13 protein-coding genes are annotated in these 15981 nt (G+C 50.0%); 7 read left to right on the plus strand and 6 right to left on the minus strand.

The window, feature by feature from the left end:
* Positions 1-35: 35 nt before the first annotated feature.
* The 3 genes from WN56_RS11165 to WN56_RS11175 form a co-directional block, all read right to left on the minus strand.
* Positions 36-1583: a sodium:alanine symporter family protein gene (locus WN56_RS11165; protein ID WP_046075076.1), complete on the minus strand. Its 1548-nt coding sequence runs from the start codon at positions 1581-1583 to the stop codon at positions 36-38.
* A gap of 237 nt (positions 1584-1820) precedes the next feature.
* Positions 1821-3044, minus strand: a complete 1224-nt coding sequence (srmB, locus tag WN56_RS11170) for an ATP-dependent RNA helicase SrmB (protein ID WP_046075077.1) — start codon at positions 3042-3044, stop codon at positions 1821-1823.
* Positions 3045-3147: 103 nt separating this feature from the next.
* The gene (locus tag WN56_RS11175) at positions 3148-3852 is read right to left on the minus strand and encodes a tRNA1(Val) (adenine(37)-N6)-methyltransferase (protein ID WP_046075078.1); all 705 of its coding nucleotides are present in this window, start codon (positions 3850-3852) and stop codon (positions 3148-3150) included.
* Positions 3853-4159: 307 nt separating this feature from the next.
* On the opposite strand from WN56_RS11175, the gene brnQ reads away from it, so the two are divergent.
* Positions 4160-5467: a branched-chain amino acid transport system II carrier protein gene (gene brnQ / locus WN56_RS11180; RefSeq protein WP_082084453.1), complete on the plus strand. Its 1308-nt coding sequence runs from the start codon at positions 4160-4162 to the stop codon at positions 5465-5467.
* Between the two features lie 90 nt (positions 5468-5557).
* Here brnQ and fldB read toward each other — a convergent pair whose 3' ends face one another.
* A complete protein-coding gene (fldB, locus tag WN56_RS11185; protein ID WP_046075079.1) occupies positions 5558-6076 on the minus strand; it encodes a flavodoxin FldB in 519 nt (172 codons plus the stop codon).
* Positions 6077-6224: 148 nt separating this feature from the next.
* Between fldB and xerD the strand changes: the two genes are divergently transcribed.
* From xerD to WN56_RS11210, 5 genes are all read left to right on the plus strand, one after another.
* Complete coding sequence (xerD, locus tag WN56_RS11190; RefSeq protein ID WP_077459008.1) at positions 6225-7115, plus strand: site-specific tyrosine recombinase XerD; 891 nt, start codon at positions 6225-6227, stop codon at positions 7113-7115.
* A gap of 21 nt (positions 7116-7136) precedes the next feature.
* Positions 7137-8867: a single-stranded-DNA-specific exonuclease RecJ gene (gene recJ / locus WN56_RS11195; RefSeq protein ID WP_046075080.1), complete on the plus strand. Its 1731-nt coding sequence runs from the start codon at positions 7137-7139 to the stop codon at positions 8865-8867.
* A gap of 94 nt (positions 8868-8961) precedes the next feature.
* Positions 8962-10060, plus strand: a protein-coding gene (gene prfB, locus WN56_RS11200) for a peptide chain release factor 2 (protein ID WP_108743078.1) whose coding sequence is annotated in 2 segments (ribosomal slippage) — positions 8962-9036 and positions 9038-10060 — 1098 coding nt in all. Because the reading frame shifts where the segments join, the coding sequence is not laid out codon by codon here.
* 26 nt (positions 10061-10086) lie between these two features.
* Positions 10087-11595 (plus strand): lysine--tRNA ligase, encoded by a 1509-nt coding sequence (gene lysS, locus WN56_RS11205; RefSeq protein ID WP_046075081.1) that lies wholly within the window; start codon positions 10087-10089, stop codon positions 11593-11595.
* A 235-nt stretch (positions 11596-11830) separates the two neighbouring features.
* Positions 11831-13168 carry a sigma-54 dependent transcriptional regulator gene (locus tag WN56_RS11210; protein WP_046075082.1) on the plus strand — a complete coding sequence of 446 codons (1338 nt, stop codon included), beginning with the start codon at positions 11831-11833 and terminating at the stop codon, positions 13166-13168.
* 34 nt (positions 13169-13202) lie between these two features.
* On the opposite strand, the gene WN56_RS11215 is transcribed toward WN56_RS11210, so the two are convergent.
* The gene (locus WN56_RS11215) at positions 13203-13634 is read right to left on the minus strand and encodes a PACE efflux transporter (RefSeq protein WP_046075083.1); all 432 of its coding nucleotides are present in this window, start codon (positions 13632-13634) and stop codon (positions 13203-13205) included.
* Between the two features lie 83 nt (positions 13635-13717).
* Positions 13718-14437 (minus strand): GntR family transcriptional regulator, encoded by a 720-nt coding sequence (locus tag WN56_RS11220; protein ID WP_046075084.1) that lies wholly within the window; start codon positions 14435-14437, stop codon positions 13718-13720.
* 168 nt (positions 14438-14605) lie between these two features.
* Here WN56_RS11220 and WN56_RS11225 point away from each other — a divergent pair, with 168 nt between their 5' ends.
* A complete protein-coding gene (locus WN56_RS11225; RefSeq protein ID WP_231637432.1) occupies positions 14606-15937 on the plus strand; it encodes a 6-phospho-alpha-glucosidase in 1332 nt (443 codons plus the stop codon).
* The last annotated feature ends 44 nt before the right edge of the window (positions 15938-15981 follow it).

The raw sequence follows: 15981 nt of genomic DNA on the forward strand, positions 1-15981 counted from the left end.
GCGCCCTTTTTTACCATTGATTCGCTGTTTGAATCTTATGCCGTTGGATTGATAGGTTTGCCATCGGCATCGGTGGTTTCACTTGCTTGCTTGCCATTACGGCGCGCCAGACGTTGTTCCCAGTAATCGGCATTTTTGATGCCAAGCTTAACCGGATCAAAGGTGTAGGTTTCTACCCCTCTGGCCTGTTGCTCTTCATAATCTTTCAGCGCCTTAAGGGCTGGCTTAGACATAAAGAAGATGATGATGATGCCAACAATGTTTAACCATGCCATCAAACCCACACCGGCATCACCAAACGCCCATGCCAAGTTCGCACTCCGCACACAGCCGTAGAACACGGCGGACATCAGCACCACTTTCAGCGCAAACATCATACCTGGCACCTTGATAGTGCGACGCAGGTAAGCAATGTTGGTTTCGGCAATGTAGTAGTAGGCCAAAATGGTGGTAAAGGCGAAGAAGAAGAGTGCAAAGGCGATAAAGGGTTTACCTAAGCCAGGCATCGCCGCTTCAATCGCCAGCTGAGTAAACTCAGGGCTGTTTGCCGCGACAGAAGAGGCCAAGTTTTGCACGATATAGGCTTCACCTGGACCATGGACGTTGTAAGCACCGGTGATGATGATCATAAACGCGGTTGCCGAGCAAACTAGCAAGGTATCGATGTAAACCGAGAAGGATTGAACCAGGCCTTGCTGAGCCGGGTGATCCACGTTGGCAGCCGCCGCCGCGTGTGGACCTGTACCTTGACCCGCTTCGTTGGAGTAAACACCACGTTTTACCCCCCAACCAATGGCTGCACCCGCACCTGCCATCGGTGTGAAGGCATCGCCGATGATCATAGAAACCACGGCGGGAATTTCACTGATGTTCAATAGGATGATGACAAACGCAATAATGATGTACGCCAGCGCCATGAAAGGCACGACGATCTGCGTAAAGTGGGCAATACGTTTAACACCACCGAAAATGATGAATCCGAGCACGATAGAGATAAAGGCACCGGTAATCACTTTCGAGACTTCAAGCGCACCAAACATGGCGGTATCAACCATGGCGCCAGAGCCAAATGCGGTTTCAACGGCATTACCGATGGCGTTAGATTGCACGCCAGGTAGCATGACACCACAGGCGAGTAAGGTCGCGAGAGCGAAGAGGATGGCATACCATTTTTGTCCCATCGCTTTTTCGATGTAGTAAGCTGGGCCACCACGGAACTCACCATTGTCTTCTTCTTTATAAATCTGTGCCAATGTTGACTCGGTATAGGCGGTTGCCGCCCCGAGAAAAGCAACGACCCACATCCAGAAGACCGCGCCTGGGCCACCAAACCCGATAGCGGCGGCGACGCCGGCAATATTACCCGTACCGACACGGCCGGAGAGTGAGACTGCTAAGGCTTGGAAAGAAGAAATCCCTTTGGTTGAGCTTTTCCCTGAAAAGAGGAGTCGCCACATTTCGGTGAAGTGACGGATTTGAACAAAGCGCGTCAGTATGGAATAGAACAGTCCCGCACCCAAACAGGTGTAAATCAGAACCGGGCTCCATATGATGCTATTTAAGAAATCGACAAACGATTGCATAGTGAGTTCCTTCTACTGTGTTTGCATCATGTTTTGTTGTTATCGCGATTAGCATCTTAAACTGATTTGCAGCGCAATTGTTAATATTTTGTGTCATTACATTGCGCGATGTGTGAATCTGATCGTTTTGTGCTCAACAAAATGGACGTCGATAGCGAAAAAAAGGAGGCCTTTTCGGGCCTCCTTGAGTAATTCCTTATATATCAGCCAGTCAGTGAGGCTGATAGATGTCTAGTTCTATTTGCGTTTTTTGGGCTTTTTGACTTTGCTCGAGTTTTTAACGCTTTGCTTCTTTTTTTTCTTCTTATGCTCTGCTTTTTTATGTTTTGGCTTCAAGCTAGCAATGGTTCGCTCTTTAATCTCTTCATCCATATAGCGCATGATCCTATCCATCATTGGTTGATCATGGGCTTCGACCAGTGAAATGGCAGAGCCTTTTTTGCCCGCACGAGCCGTGCGACCAATACGGTGTAAATAGACGTCAGCCGTGCGTGGGAGATCATAGTTGATCACATGGGTGATATCTGGGACATCAATGCCGCGTGCCGCAACATCAGTGGCCAGCAGTACACTGACTTTTCCTTCACTAAACCGGTTGATCGCATTGTTACGCTTCGCTTGTTGCATTTCACCTTGGATCCAGGCGCAATCCAGTTGTTGTGACTGCATATAATCACGAAGCTCCGCCAAGCGCTCACGTGTTTTAATAAACACAATCGCTCGTTCAGCCTGTTCGCTAACAATCGCCTTTAATAAGGCGCGTTTATGGTCAAGATCATCGCAGCGATGGTACCACTGGGTGATTTTTTTACGCTCGCGGCGTGGTGGTGTGACATCAACCAACTCAGGGTTGTCCAACAAATTATCGGTAAAGCCTGCTACCCCGCGGCCTTCTAATGTGGCGGAGAAGAGCATGGTCTGACGGCGGCGCTGGCACTCATCAGAGAGTCGATTGACGGCATTCGCAAACCCCATATCCAGCATCCGGTCTGCCTCATCTAAGATCAGGCATTCAACGGCGCGGCAATCGAACCGTTCGGCTTCAATGTACTCCATCAAACGGCCAGGCGTTGCCACCACAATATCCTGTGTTTTACCCAACTGCTCGGCGTGCTCTTGGTATGAAATGCCCCCGGTGATGGTGAAGATCTTAAGACTGGTATTTTTCGCTAATGCGCGCGCTTCATCAGCCACCTGAATGGCTAATTCACGCGTGGGGGTGAGAACCAGTACGCGTCCTGGCCCGGGTTTTTGCCGCGGGAAGTCGAGTAAGTGCTGCAACATGGGCAGCAAAAAAGCCGCCGTTTTGCCGGTTCCCGTTGGGGCGGAGGCAAGGATGTCACGTCCATCCATACCGTGGGGGATAACCTCAGATTGGATCAGCGTAGGGCGCTGATAGCCCATATCGTCAAGTGCACTGAGCAGTTCTGGATCCAGCTCGAGTTCGGCAAAGCTTCGCACAGGTAATTCTCCAAGGATAGTTAAGCGCGGTATTATAGACGCAAATAGTGTAAATGGGCAGCGCGCCCAAGGCCAATGATAGCGAGACGCTGCTCGGTTTGGATTACGAGAGTTTGAGGTAAAATGCGCGTGTCAGATCCGCGAATGCCTGCGTATAAGCGCCATCTCTCTCGCGCACCACGATCGTATCAGATCTGACTGCGCCCGTCGTTGGCGAGAGTGTGAATAATAAGCGCGAAGGCGATTTATCCGGCGTCGGGCGCACGGATAGCTGCCGGCGTAAGAACAGGCCTTGTCCCTGAGCAGAATGAATAAACGCGTCTGCCTCTTTACTGGGCAAGATAAGATCGGCACAGCCCGTCGGGGTAAGTAACCCTTGCAAGCACGCGATAAGTGCGGGATGGCTCAGGGTATTTGCATGCCTAGCGACCGCGCGCTGTTGATTGCTGGACGGGGCGCCACTGGTAAAGTATGGCGGATTACAAACAATGTGTTGCCATTGTTCCGTGCGCTCAAAAGCGTTGATATCAGCGTGGTGTACTTGGATTTGCCGAGCAAAGCATGAGTGTTTCACATTTAGCTCGGCGCAGCGAAACGCGACCGTATCATACTCAACCGCGGTCAGCGACAAGGATGTAAAACGTTGTGCCAACATCAATGCCAATAAACCGGTTCCCGTTCCGATATCCAAGCTATTACTCGCCGTCCCAGGCTGAGACCACGCGCCCAGTAGTACACCATCCGTACTGACTTTCATGCCACAGTCACCGTGGTCGATAACAAATTGTTTAAAGCGAAACTGGCTCATTTGTCCTGCACTCTGGCAACTTAGCGGCATCAAGGGGTAGCATTTTTTGCTTTTGTGTAACCATGATGTTATCGAGTTTGTTTGTTAAAAAATACCACAGATAACATAATAGCTAGTTTATTGAGCTGATTGTTATTGCTAACGCAGAAGATCACAAGGTTTTTTGTCAATGCCTTTACTGTGGCTATGAACTTCTTCATTATTCTGCGTTCTGCCCATCGTCTGAAACAAAATATTATAATTGAGCGTTTCAGATGGGTGAAACATTATTGATTGCAAACACCCTCTTAAGCTGTAGGTATACATCGTGACTAAGCGTTTAAAATTAGTAGATATTTTAGCGTTAGGTTTTATGACCTTTGCCTTTTTCTTAGGCGCAGGAAATATAATCTTTCCCCCACAAGCTGGCATGTTGGCCGGTGATCACTTTACGGCTGCAATGATCGGATTTTTGATCACTGCCGTCGGTCTTCCTTTAATCGGTATCATTGCGGTTGCGGTGGCAGGCGGAGGCTGGAAGGGCCTAACGCGTGACTTACCCACAGGTGTTGCCACACTAATGGCCGTGCTGATTTTTATCATTATTGGCCCCGCCTTTGCTGCGCCTCGTGCCGGGCTTGTCGCCTATGAGATTGGTTTTAAACCCTTTTTATCAGCTCCTGGGCAGCTAGAATTGGGCGCTTTCTCTGTGGTCTTTTTTGCCGTCGCGATGTTTTTCTCTCTTTCTCAAGGCAAGCTGATTGATACCATCGGTAAATTCTTGACACCTTTGCTTTTCGCGGCGCTCGCGATTTTGGCTATCGCGGTGATTGTTAACCCACAAGGCGAAGTGGTGGCCGCGCAAGGTAACTATGTTGAAAACGCACTGACGACTGGCTTTTTGGAAGGTTACAACACCATGGATACCTTTGCGGCGTTAATGTTCGGCATGTTGATTGTCGATGTGATCCGTAAAAAAGGTATCGAAGACAACAAAGCGACCTGTATGTACCTGATTTATGCCGGTATTATTGCCGCCGCTGGACTGGCGTTTGTGTACGTGTCGCTGTTCTACTTGGGCTCAACCGCTAGCACGGTGGCGCAGGGAACGCAAAATGGTGGCGAAATCATGGCTGCCTACGTGGATGCACTGTTTGGCCCGGTTGGGCAAATGATCCTGGCGGCGATTATCGGTTTAGCGTGTTTGACGACCGTGATTGGGTTGGTGAGTGCGTGTGCTGATTACTTTAGTTCGCTCACATCATGGACGTACCGTCGTTGGGTGGTCGTCGTGGCTACTGTCTGTGCGGTGGTGGCCAATGTGGGTCTCAAGCAGCTGATTGCGATTTCTGTCCCTGTGCTGTTTGCCCTTTATCCTGTCGCGATTGCGCTGATTGGTTTGACGTTTATTCGTCGCTGGTTGCCAAATCCGGCTGTGGGTTATCGCCTTGTGTTGGGCGTGGCATTGCTCTTTAGCTTGCTCGATGCGGCAAAAGTCATGGGCGCTGACATGAGCGGCTTTAGCTTCCTACCGCTATTCGATGTCGGTATGGCCTGGCTGCTACCTACATTGGTGGCAATGGGCGTGGCAAAGTTTGTTGGATCACGGGCGAATGCGTTAGTAGACGCATCGTGATATCGACCGCTGCATGATAGCGAACAAAAACCGCGCCGAGAGGCGCGGTTTTTTTGTCTCATTAATTGGCCAGCGCGAGCCGGGGTAGGCTCAAAGTAAGGCTTGATACTCGAGTAGCACTTGCTCGCACCAGTTTTGAATCCGCTCGTCACTGAGTTCGTACTCGGAGTCTTCATCAAGGGCGAGACCGACAAATTGCTTGCCATCCTCGGTCACCGCTTTTGAGGCATCAAAACGATAACCTTCGGTGGACCAGTAACCAATAAACTGTGCGCCACAGCCTTGTAGTTGTTGGTGGAGCATGCCCATGGCATCCAAATACCATTCGGCGTATCCTTCTTGGTCGCCCAAGCCAAACAGGGCTATGACTTTGCCGTTTAGTTGGAGACTATCAATGTCTTGCCAAACCGCTTCCCAATCTTCTTGTAGCTCACCAAAATCCCACGTTGAGATCCCAAGTAGCAGCAAGTCGTAATCTGCCATTTTGGCTAGCGGTGTTTCTTTGACATTATGTAGCTCGACCAAATCATCACCGATAAAGTCACGGATTTTCTCCGCGGCCATTTCGGTATAGCAGGTGGTAGAACCATAAAAAAGACCGATTTTCATAGCGCGACTCGTTTGTGTGTAATGGGCGCAGTTTACCTGCTCACCGGCAATATGATCCAGCAACTGACGGTGACATTTTGTATAATAGCCGCTGTCCGTTACCCAGATGATGGGCGGTTTTTTCGATTAATAACCAAGTGGGTTGAAGGTGACGAATAACATTGAACGCATCGAGCAGTTTTTGGATGCAATGTGGATGGAGCGTGGGCTTTCCGAAAACACGTTGAATTCGTATCGCACAGATTTATTGAAGCTGTGCCATTGGCTCGACACCCGCGCGTTGGTGGCGGTGAGCAAGCAAGACTTACAAGATTACCAATACTGGCTACATGAGCAGGGCTACCAGTCTAGCACTCGCAGCCGTATGGTGTCGGCGTTACGTCGCCTATTCCAATACTTGTATCGACAGAAGTTGCGTCCCGACGATCCCAGTGCCACCCTAATCAGTCCGAAGCAGCCCAAGCGGCTGCCGAAAGATCTGACGGAAGAGCAAATCGATGCACTACTAATGGCACCGAATACCGACGACCCCCTTGAGCTTAGAGATAAAGCCATGTTGGAGTTGTTATATGCGACGGGTTTGCGTGTGACAGAGCTTATCGGGCTGACGATGGAGAATGTGAGCTTGCGCCAAGGTGTGGTGCGGGTGTCCGGTAAAGGTGACAAAGAACGTTTGGTCCCGATGGGAGAGTCGGCCGTGGATTGGCTCGAGCACTATTTGGCGTATAGTCGCCCGGTATTGCTGGGTGAAACCAGTACCGATGTGTTTTTCCCAAGCAAACGCGCCCGTCAAATGACACGGCAAACCTTTTGGCATCGCATCAAGTACTATGCGCAACTGGCGGGGATTGAGACAGAGGATCTCTCGCCCCATGTTTTACGTCATGCGTTTGCGACCCACTTGCTCAATCATGGGGCCGATTTACGCGTGGTGCAGATGTTACTCGGACACAGTGACCTATCGACGACCCAAATCTATACCCATGTGGCGACTGAACGTTTAAAACAGCTGCATCAAACTCATCACCCACGCGGCTAATCGAGAACTGGTGACAACTTCATGATAGAAATAAAAAGACGTACGCCGTCGGTTACGCCGGCATTCAGCGATGCGATTCCGCCGTTACTGCAGCGTTTATACGCCAACCGCGGCTTACAAGCAGACAGCGAGCTCAATCGAAGTGTGGCTGGATTGCATCAATATCAAGCTTTAACGGGGATCGACACCGCGGTGAGCTTGCTGGCTGAGGCGCTAAAGGCTCATCAATCCATCTTGATTGTGGGTGACTTCGACGCCGATGGCGCGACATCGTCAGCACTCTCCGTCAAAGCCTTACGCATGATGGGCGCCACCCGCGTCGATTACCTGGTCCCAAACCGCTTTGACGATGGGTACGGCTTAAGCCCAGAGGTGGTCGATCAAGCCGCTGAGCGGGGAGCAGAGCTTATCATGACCGTGGACAACGGGGTGTCATCGCTGACGGGTGTGGCGCGCGCCAAAGCGTTAGGCATGCAAGTGGTAGTGACTGACCACCACCTCCCAGGAGAAACATTGCCCAATGCCGATGCCATGGTGAATCCTAACCTTGATGACTGTGGTTTTCCGTCGAAGGCACTTGCCGGTGTCGGGGTTGCTTTTTATTTGATGCTGGCGCTGCGCGCGCATTTACGTGACCAAGGGTGGTTTGAGCAGCAGGGACTGACCGTCCCTAACTTAGCCGACTTGCTGGATTTGGTGGCGCTGGGCACGGTCGCCGATGTGGTGGCCTTGGACAGTAACAACCGTATCCTGGTTCACCAGGGCTTACAGCGGATCCGCGCCGGACGTTGCCGCCCAGGGATCCAAGCGTTGATCGAGGTTGCCAATCGCAACATGGCCACGCTTGTCGCTAGTGATTTCGGGTTTGCATTGGGGCCGAGGATCAATGCCGCGGGGCGTTTGGATGACATGGCATTTGGGGTTGAGTTGTTGCTATGCGACAACATTCATGCTGCCAGACGCATGGCGTCTGAGTTGGATGCGCTCAATCAAACCCGCAAAGACATTGAGCAAGGAATGAAGCAAGAAGCCGTGGCTTGGTGTGAGCGCTTGATTGCCGAGCAGTCTGAGCGTGAGTTGCCGGTGGGACTGGCACTTTTTCAGCGAGATTGGCACCAGGGAGTGATAGGGATCCTCGCCTCGCGCTTAAAAGATCAATTTCACCGCCCTGTGATTGCGTTTGCCGATGGTGGTGATGGACTGATAAAAGGCTCAGCGCGTTCGATTCCTGGTTTGCATATGCGCGATACATTGGATCGGATTGATACCTTAAACCCTGGATTAATTAAAAAGTTTGGCGGCCATGCCATGGCGGCCGGATTGACCATCGACGAAGCACAGTTTGATACGTTCGCCAAGCAGTTTGATAGCCAAGTACGTGAGCAGATCAGTGAGGACGACTTAAAAGGTGTCTTGTTAAGTGATGGTCCCTTACAAAGTCACGAACTGGGGTTAGAGACAGCAGAAATCATTCAAGCAGGCGGCCCTTGGGGGCAAGGCTTCCCAGAGCCGCAGTTCGATGGCATTTTTAAGGTGCTGCAGCAAAAACTGGTGGGCGGAAAACACTTAAAATTGATGGTCGAGCCCGAGGGCGGTGGCACCATGATTGACGCCATTGCCTTTAATGTTGATTTGCGTCGCTGGCCCGATCCCAGCACCAAGACGCTACGGCTCGTTTACCGCCTCGATATAAATGAGTTTCGCGGAAACCGTAGCGCTCAGTTGATCATCTCTCACCTTGAAGCCGCTTAAATGTGCGGCTTTTTCCATCACGCCCTGTTTATTGGCGCGACAATTCGCTAAAATTCGGCGGTTAAATTTCCGCTAACAATGAAGATGCTTGACCATGTTTGAGATTAATCCAATCAAAAATCGCCTCGCCGATATCGCCGAACGTACCGATGTCCTTCGGGGGTATCTTTGACTATGATGCCAAGAAAGAGCGTCTAGAAGAAGTTAATGCCGAGTTAGAACAACCGGACGTGTGGAATGAGCCACAACGTGCGCAAGCGCTAGGGAAAGAGCGCGCCTCACTAGAAGCGGTGGTGGAAACCATTGATCAACTGACTCAAGGCGGCGAAGACGTCAACGAACTGTTGATGCTTGCGGTCGAAGAAGACGATCAAGAAACCTTCGACGAAGTGGAACCGGAGCTGGTGGAGCTTGAAGCCAAGCTAACCAAGCTAGAATTCCGCCGCATGTTTTCTGGTGAGCACGATGCGTCTGATTGCTATATTGACCTGCAAGCTGGGTCAGGCGGTACCGAAGCGCAAGATTGGACCAACATGATGCTCCGCATGTACTTGCGCTGGGCGGATGCGAAAGGTTTTAAAGCCGATGTGATTGAAGTCTCTGAAGGGGATGTGGCTGGATTAAAGTCTGCCACAGTACGCATCACCGGTGAATACGCCTACGGCTGGTTACGTACTGAAACGGGCGTTCATCGTCTTGTGCGTAAATCGCCTTTCGACTCGGGGGGCCGTCGCCATACCTCGTTTGCCTCGGCGTTTGTGTATCCGGAAATCGATGACAACATTGAGATCGATATTAATCCATCAGATTTGCGGATTGATGTGTACCGTGCCTCTGGCGCGGGTGGGCAGCACGTTAACACCACCGAGTCAGCGGTTCGGATCACCCACGTGCCGACCAACACTGTGGTGCAGTGCCAAAACGATCGCTCACAGCATAAAAACAAAGATCAAGCGATGAAACAGCTACGTGCGAAGTTGTTTGAGCTTGAGCTACAAAAGCAAAACGCGGAAAAACAAGCCAACGAAGACGCCAAATCAGATATCGGTTGGGGCAGTCAGATCCGCTCCTACGTATTAGATGATTCGCGCATCAAAGACTTGCGTACCGGTATTGAAAACCGCAACACGCAGGCCGTTCTCGACGGCGACTTGGACAAATTTATTGAAGCCAGCCTCAAATCTGGCCTGTAATGACGAATTAATGTAAAGGGTTTTCTATGACTGACCAGTTACCAGATGAAAATAAGCTGATTGCCGAGCGTCGCGCCAAGCTCACTCACATTCGTGAAAACTGCAAGGCAAACGGCCATCCTAATGATTTCCGTCGTGAGCATCTAGCGGCTGACTTGCAAGCTGAATTTGGCGAGAAAGAAAAAGCGGAACTTGAAACACTGGACCATAAAGTGACCATCGCGGGCCGCATCATGGCTAAACGTGGCCCATTTATGGTGGTGCAAGATGTTTCGGGCCGTATTCAAGCCTATGCGTCAAAAGACGTGCAAAAGGCGTTGAAAGCCGAGTACCAAGGTTTAGATATCGGTGACATCATTGGTGTGCACGGTGCGCTACATAAATCTGGAAAAGGCGATCTGTATGTCAACATGGAGCGCTACCAGCTGCTGACGAAAGCCCTACGTCCGCTACCGGAAAAATTTCATGGGCTGGCCGACCAAGAGCTGCGCTATCGTCAGCGTTATGTCGATCTGATTGTCAACGAAGAGTCGCGTCACGCCTTCCAGGTACGCTCTAATGTGGTCACCGCCATTCGTAATTACATGGTGGAAAAACACTTTATGGAAGTGGAAACGCCGATGATGCACGTCATCCCAGGCGGTGCGACCGCGCGTCCGTTTACCACCCACCATAATGCGCTTGATATCGACATGTACTTACGTGTAGCGCCAGAGCTTTACTTAAAGCGTTTGGTTGTCGGCGGCTTTGAGCGTGTGTTTGAAGTGAACCGTAACTTCCGTAATGAAGGGCTCTCACCGCGTCATAATCCAGAATTCACGATGATGGAATTCTATATGGCATATGCCGATTACAATGATCTGATGGATCTTACGGAAGACATGCTCTCTCGCGTCGCGCTGGACGTGATGGGGCAGTCTGTGTTGCCTTATGGTGAGCATGAAATTAATTTCGCGGGGCCTTATCCGCGAATGACCATGCTCGATGCTATCAAGCAATATAACCCTGATCATGCTGATATTCAGGCGCTGACGTATGAGACGGTACAAGATCGTGACCACCTTGCCTCGATAGCGAAATCACTCAAGATCAGTGTTGAGTCATTCTGGACGACTGGGCAGTTGCTGGAAGAGATCTTTGGTGAGACGGCTGAACCACAGTTGATTCAGCCAACCTTTATCACCGAATATCCGGCCGATATTTCACCGCTGGCGCGTCGCAATGATGATAACCCGTTTGTGACCGACCGTTTTGAATTCTTCGTCGGTGGGCGTGAAGTGGCAAATGGCTTCTCGGAGCTTAACGACGCAGAAGACCAAGATGAACGTTTCAAAGCTCAGGTCGATGCTAAAGATGCCGGTGATGATGAGGCTATGTACTACGATGCGGATTATATCAACGCACTCGAGCATGGTTTGCCACCGACGGCGGGACAAGGAATTGGTATTGACCGATTGGTGATGTTATTCACCAACACGCATACGATTCGCGATGTGATTTTGTTCCCAGCCATGCGCCCACAGCAAGGCAGTTAACACTGGACAGACCACAGAACAAGCGGCTCATTGAGCCGCTTTTTTTGCGCCTTGCGTCATTGTCTTTTCATAAACCTGCGATATTTTATCTGGCTTTTTCAGATATTTGGCTACAATTATCCGTATTACAACCCATCGTATGTCTCTTTATTGAGACAGATTAGAACTTGCCCTTCTTTATAATAGGGGCTTGATTCGCTGGCAAAAAAGACAGACTGGATGTAAGGCAGGTGTTATGGGATTCGATTCGGGGAATGACAAAACCTTGAGCTCACTCGTCGTTGTTGGCGGGACATATGAGCCTTGGTTAGCGACCCTTGAGCAAGCCGGTTGGCATTGTCATCGCTGTTATGATTTGCGAGCTGCACAGTCATTGCTACAAGATATCGGCCCCTGTATAGGTATTGTCGATTTAAGTCATGATGACTTCAGCCTCAATGGGGTGGCGTCACTGGTTAATCGCAACAAACAGGTGCGCTGGTTAGCCTTAGTAAGAGAAAACCAACTTAATAACGAAGCGATCTGCCAGTTTATTGTCAGCTTTTGTATTGATTACTTCACCTCGCCTGTCCCTAACTCGCAATTGATGAGTACCATTGGTCACCAATTGGGTATGTTGCGCCTTGAGCGACAAGTATGGCCGCAACTTGGCGATCATAGCGATATGGGTTTGGAAGGCGCCAGCCCCGCGATGAAAAAGTTGCGTGACCAGGTCAGGCGTGTTGCGCCAACCGACGTGTCTGTATTGATAGCCGGTGAGAGCGGCACAGGTAAGGAGTTGGTGGCGCAAGCGGTTCATCATGCATCAACCCGTGCGAAGGCGCGATTTGAGTCGATTAAATGCTCAGCGCTTGCGGATGAACAAATGCAGCAGGCGTTATTGGGAGACGAGCACTCGCATGGCAAAATTCGTCAATGCCATAAAGGTACCCTCTTTTTTGATGAGATTGGTGATCTGCCGCTGCATCTACAAGGGCACTTATTGCACTTATTGCAAGAGGGCACCTTGGATATCAGTCATGATAAATATGAGCATGACTTGGATGTGCGTGTGATTGCCTCGACCCACATGGATTTGGAAAAACGCGTGGCTGAGGGGCTTTTTCGTGAGGATCTGTATTACCGGTTAAACGTACTGCGCATTAATATGCCTTCATTAAAAGACCGTCAGCCAGATGTGCCTGATTTGGCAGAATATTTTTTGCTTAAGTTTGCACGTCAATACAACACACAGGCGAGGACCTTTTCCGATGAGGCCAAGCGTGTGTTAAGCAGTTACTCGTGGCCGGGTAATGTGCGCGAGCTCATTAATCAGGTGAAACGGGCAGTATTGTTGGCCGATCATCTGGTGATTGAAGCGGAGCACTTAGATCTGCCCCGTCAGGGGGATTATAAACAAAGCTTACGTAAAATCCGTGAAGAGTCTGAACGAGACGCGCTGATCGCCGTCCTTGAAGAAAATAAGGGACAAGTATCGGCCGCGGCCAAAGAGCTCGGTGTGTCACGTGCGACCATGTATCGGCTATTGAACAAACACAACTTGATCCCCTCGCCGCGTACCTTCCGTCAGTAAATCTTTGTACGAGTGACGCTCAGGGCTGGCAGACTCAGCCCTGCAGGGATTGCGTATTTGGGATCGGAAACAGATAGTCGTACAGCCAGTTATAAACAAACGCATATACCAGATAAAATACCACGAGCCCAATATCCATACTGAGTGCTTGCCAAAAGCTCATCGACAGCCACCACATGATAAAGGGGATGGTTGCGACCAGCAGACCGGCTTCAAAGATCACCGCATGCAGCAGACGCAGCGGTAAGGTTTTGAGCACTGAGCCCCGCCAAGCCAGCATCGCTTTATCAAAGCCAATGTTGTAGACATAATTCCAAAGGGTGGCAAGCACAGAAAAAATCGCCCCCATGATCCCAAGATGACCGATGCCTGCGCCAAGGATCCAATTGAGCCCTAACACCACTAAGATCAAGCCCGTTAATTCAAAACCGATAGCATGGCGCCATCTATCTGCTTTTGTTCTCATCAGATATTCCGTCGAAGTAAGGTAACCCGGTCAGACTACACCTCATACTCAACAACGCAACCGAGACGTCTCTAGGAAATGGATCATGGTGGTGTTTGGCGGTGAGCGATGAATTCAAAGCTGTACTGGTATAAGCGAAAGTAGTTCACTGTATATTCAAACGGTGTCCCGTCGACAAGCTCGCTGACTGATTCGACCCGCAATATGGGTGAATTTTCACGGGTGTTGAGGAGGGCGGCGAGTGAGGTTGACGTGCTATCTGGCCAGACACATTGGCGACTTTTCGCGATCTGCATCCCCTTATGTCGCTCGATATAGTCGTACTTTGATGTTTGCATCACTTCGATACTGAGATCGGTAAACATGGCCACTGGCAGGTACGTGCACTCAAGGATTTCTGGCTCGCCATCAATCAAACGAAGACGTTGTATTTCATAAATCAACGTCCCTTCCTCCACGTTTAACTTGCTGGCAATGGTGTGGCTGCAAGGTGACGTTTCAAATGCGATCACTTTTGAGCTGGGTGTTTTGCCTTGCGCTGAGACTTCTTCGATAAAGCCCATCAGTTGAAAGGCGTTGTGCTGTGCTTTAGGTGCTTTTACATAACTGCCGCTACCTCGGACACGGTAGAGGAGATCATTATCAACCAACACCTTCATCGCCTTACGTATCGTGACGCGGCTGACGTCATAGGTAGCCTGTAGCGTGGCCTCAGTCGGCATCATCGCGCCTGGTGTCAGGGTGCCATCTTTAATCTGCTCAGTGAGTAAATCGGCTATTTGCATGTAGCGAGGTTTCAACATGTCGGCTCCTTTTAGCTGCATTCCCCATCATAACAAACTGTGATCGATAATACATTTGAAGTACATAAATAGATTTTCATTGTGCCTTAGATCAATAAACGCCCTTTTGTGTATTCTTAAAGTATTATTTATGTAATACATTAAAGATACATATTAAGAGGAGACACGATGATGAAACCACAAAAGCTCACTATCGTCGGGGGTGGAAGCACCTATACATTGGGGATGATCAATAGCTTGATTGCTGAAAAAGAAGCATTTCCGCTAAGCAAAATCACCTTCTATGACATTGATGAACAAAGACAAGCTTCAAACGCCAAAGCAACAGAAATCTTACTGCGCGAAGCTTATCCCGAGGTCGAGGAGTTCGTTTATACCACTGATAAAGAAACCGCATTTTCAGATGCCGATTTCTTCTTTATTCAGATCCGCACGGGTGGGTTACCGATGCGTGAGCGTGATGAGCAGATTCCACTCTCTTATGGCTGTGTCGGTCAAGAAACCTGTGGCGCGGGGGGCATGGCGTATGGACTACGCTCGATAGGAGACATGATCACTCTCGTGAATGACATCCGTCACTTTGCTCCGGATGCTTGGATTTTAAACTATACCAATCCCGCAGCCATTGTCGCTGAAGCCTTACAGCGAGAGTTTCCTCATGACAACCGCATTCTAAACATCTGCGACATGCCCGCTGCCATTATGGTGAGTTATGCGCAATTACTCGGCTGCGAAATCTGGGACTTGGTGCCGGAATACTTTGGGCTGAATCACTTTGGATGGTTTACCAAGGTACGAAACCGAGAAGGTGTCGACCTGACCGATGAGATTAAACGCATCATTTTGGAAGAGGGGATCAGTGCCGTTGATCCAGAAATTGCTGATGACCCTTCATGGCAAGCAACGTTCAAGAATATGCAAACCATGCTAAAAGACAATCCGCAGTATTTACCCAATACTTACCTGCAATACTACTTATATCCAGAAAAAATGGTGGAAAAAGAAGATATTGCTAATACGCGTGCGCGCCAAGTGATCAATGGGCGAGAAAAGCGGGTGTTTAGCCTGAATGAGCGCATCATTGCCGCGGGCACTACCGCTAATGAGCACCTACACGCAGACATTCATGGGCGCTATATGGTTCGTGTGGCGGCCTCTTTGGCATATAACCGTGGCGAGACGTATCTGGTTATCGTGCCAAACGATGGCGCGATTCCAAATATTCAGAATGATGCCATGGTTGAAGTTCCGGCAGCGTTAACCAATGACGGCCCGAAACGTTTTGCCGTTGGCACCATCCCTACGTTCCAAAAAGCACTGATAGAAGGCCAACTCGGCTACGAAAAGCTGGTCGTGGATGCGTGGTTTAGCGGGGATCGACAAACACTGGTCAACGCGCTCACGCTTAATCGCACCGTCGTGGATGTGCCAAAAGCGCAACAAATCGTCGATGAGCTTTTACGCGTTAATGCGGACTATCTACCTCAATTTCAACAATAATACTATGCCCCAGACACTATCTGGGGCCAACATATGGGAGCGAT

Origin of the sequence: Salinivibrio sp. KP-1 (assembly GCF_000968645.1) — a bacterium.
Taxonomy (GTDB): domain Bacteria; phylum Pseudomonadota; class Gammaproteobacteria; order Enterobacterales; family Vibrionaceae; genus Salinivibrio; species Salinivibrio siamensis.

Bases quoted from the DNA above. Each gene is read 5' to 3' on its own strand.
- fldB (WP_046075079.1), bottom strand. From the start codon at position 6,076: ATGAAAATCGGTCTTTTTTATGGTTCTACCACCTGCTATACCGAAATG.
- WN56_RS11215 (WP_046075083.1), bottom strand. From the start codon at position 13,634: ATGAGAACAAAAGCAGATAGATGGCGCCATGCTATCGGTTTTGAATTA.
- WN56_RS11210 (WP_046075082.1), top strand. From the start codon at position 11,831: ATGGGATTCGATTCGGGGAATGACAAAACCTTGAGCTCACTCGTCGTT.
- WN56_RS11175 (WP_046075078.1), bottom strand. From the start codon at position 3,852: ATGAGCCAGTTTCGCTTTAAACAATTTGTTATCGACCACGGTGACTGT.
- WN56_RS11165 (WP_046075076.1), bottom strand. From the start codon at position 1,583: ATGCAATCGTTTGTCGATTTCTTAAATAGCATCATATGGAGCCCGGTT.
- WN56_RS11225 (WP_231637432.1), top strand. From the start codon at position 14,606: ATGATGAAACCACAAAAGCTCACTATCGTCGGGGGTGGAAGCACCTAT.
- recJ (WP_046075080.1), top strand. From the start codon at position 7,137: ATGATAGAAATAAAAAGACGTACGCCGTCGGTTACGCCGGCATTCAGC.
- WN56_RS11220 (WP_046075084.1), bottom strand. From the start codon at position 14,437: ATGTTGAAACCTCGCTACATGCAAATAGCCGATTTACTCACTGAGCAG.
- lysS (WP_046075081.1), top strand. From the start codon at position 10,087: ATGACTGACCAGTTACCAGATGAAAATAAGCTGATTGCCGAGCGTCGC.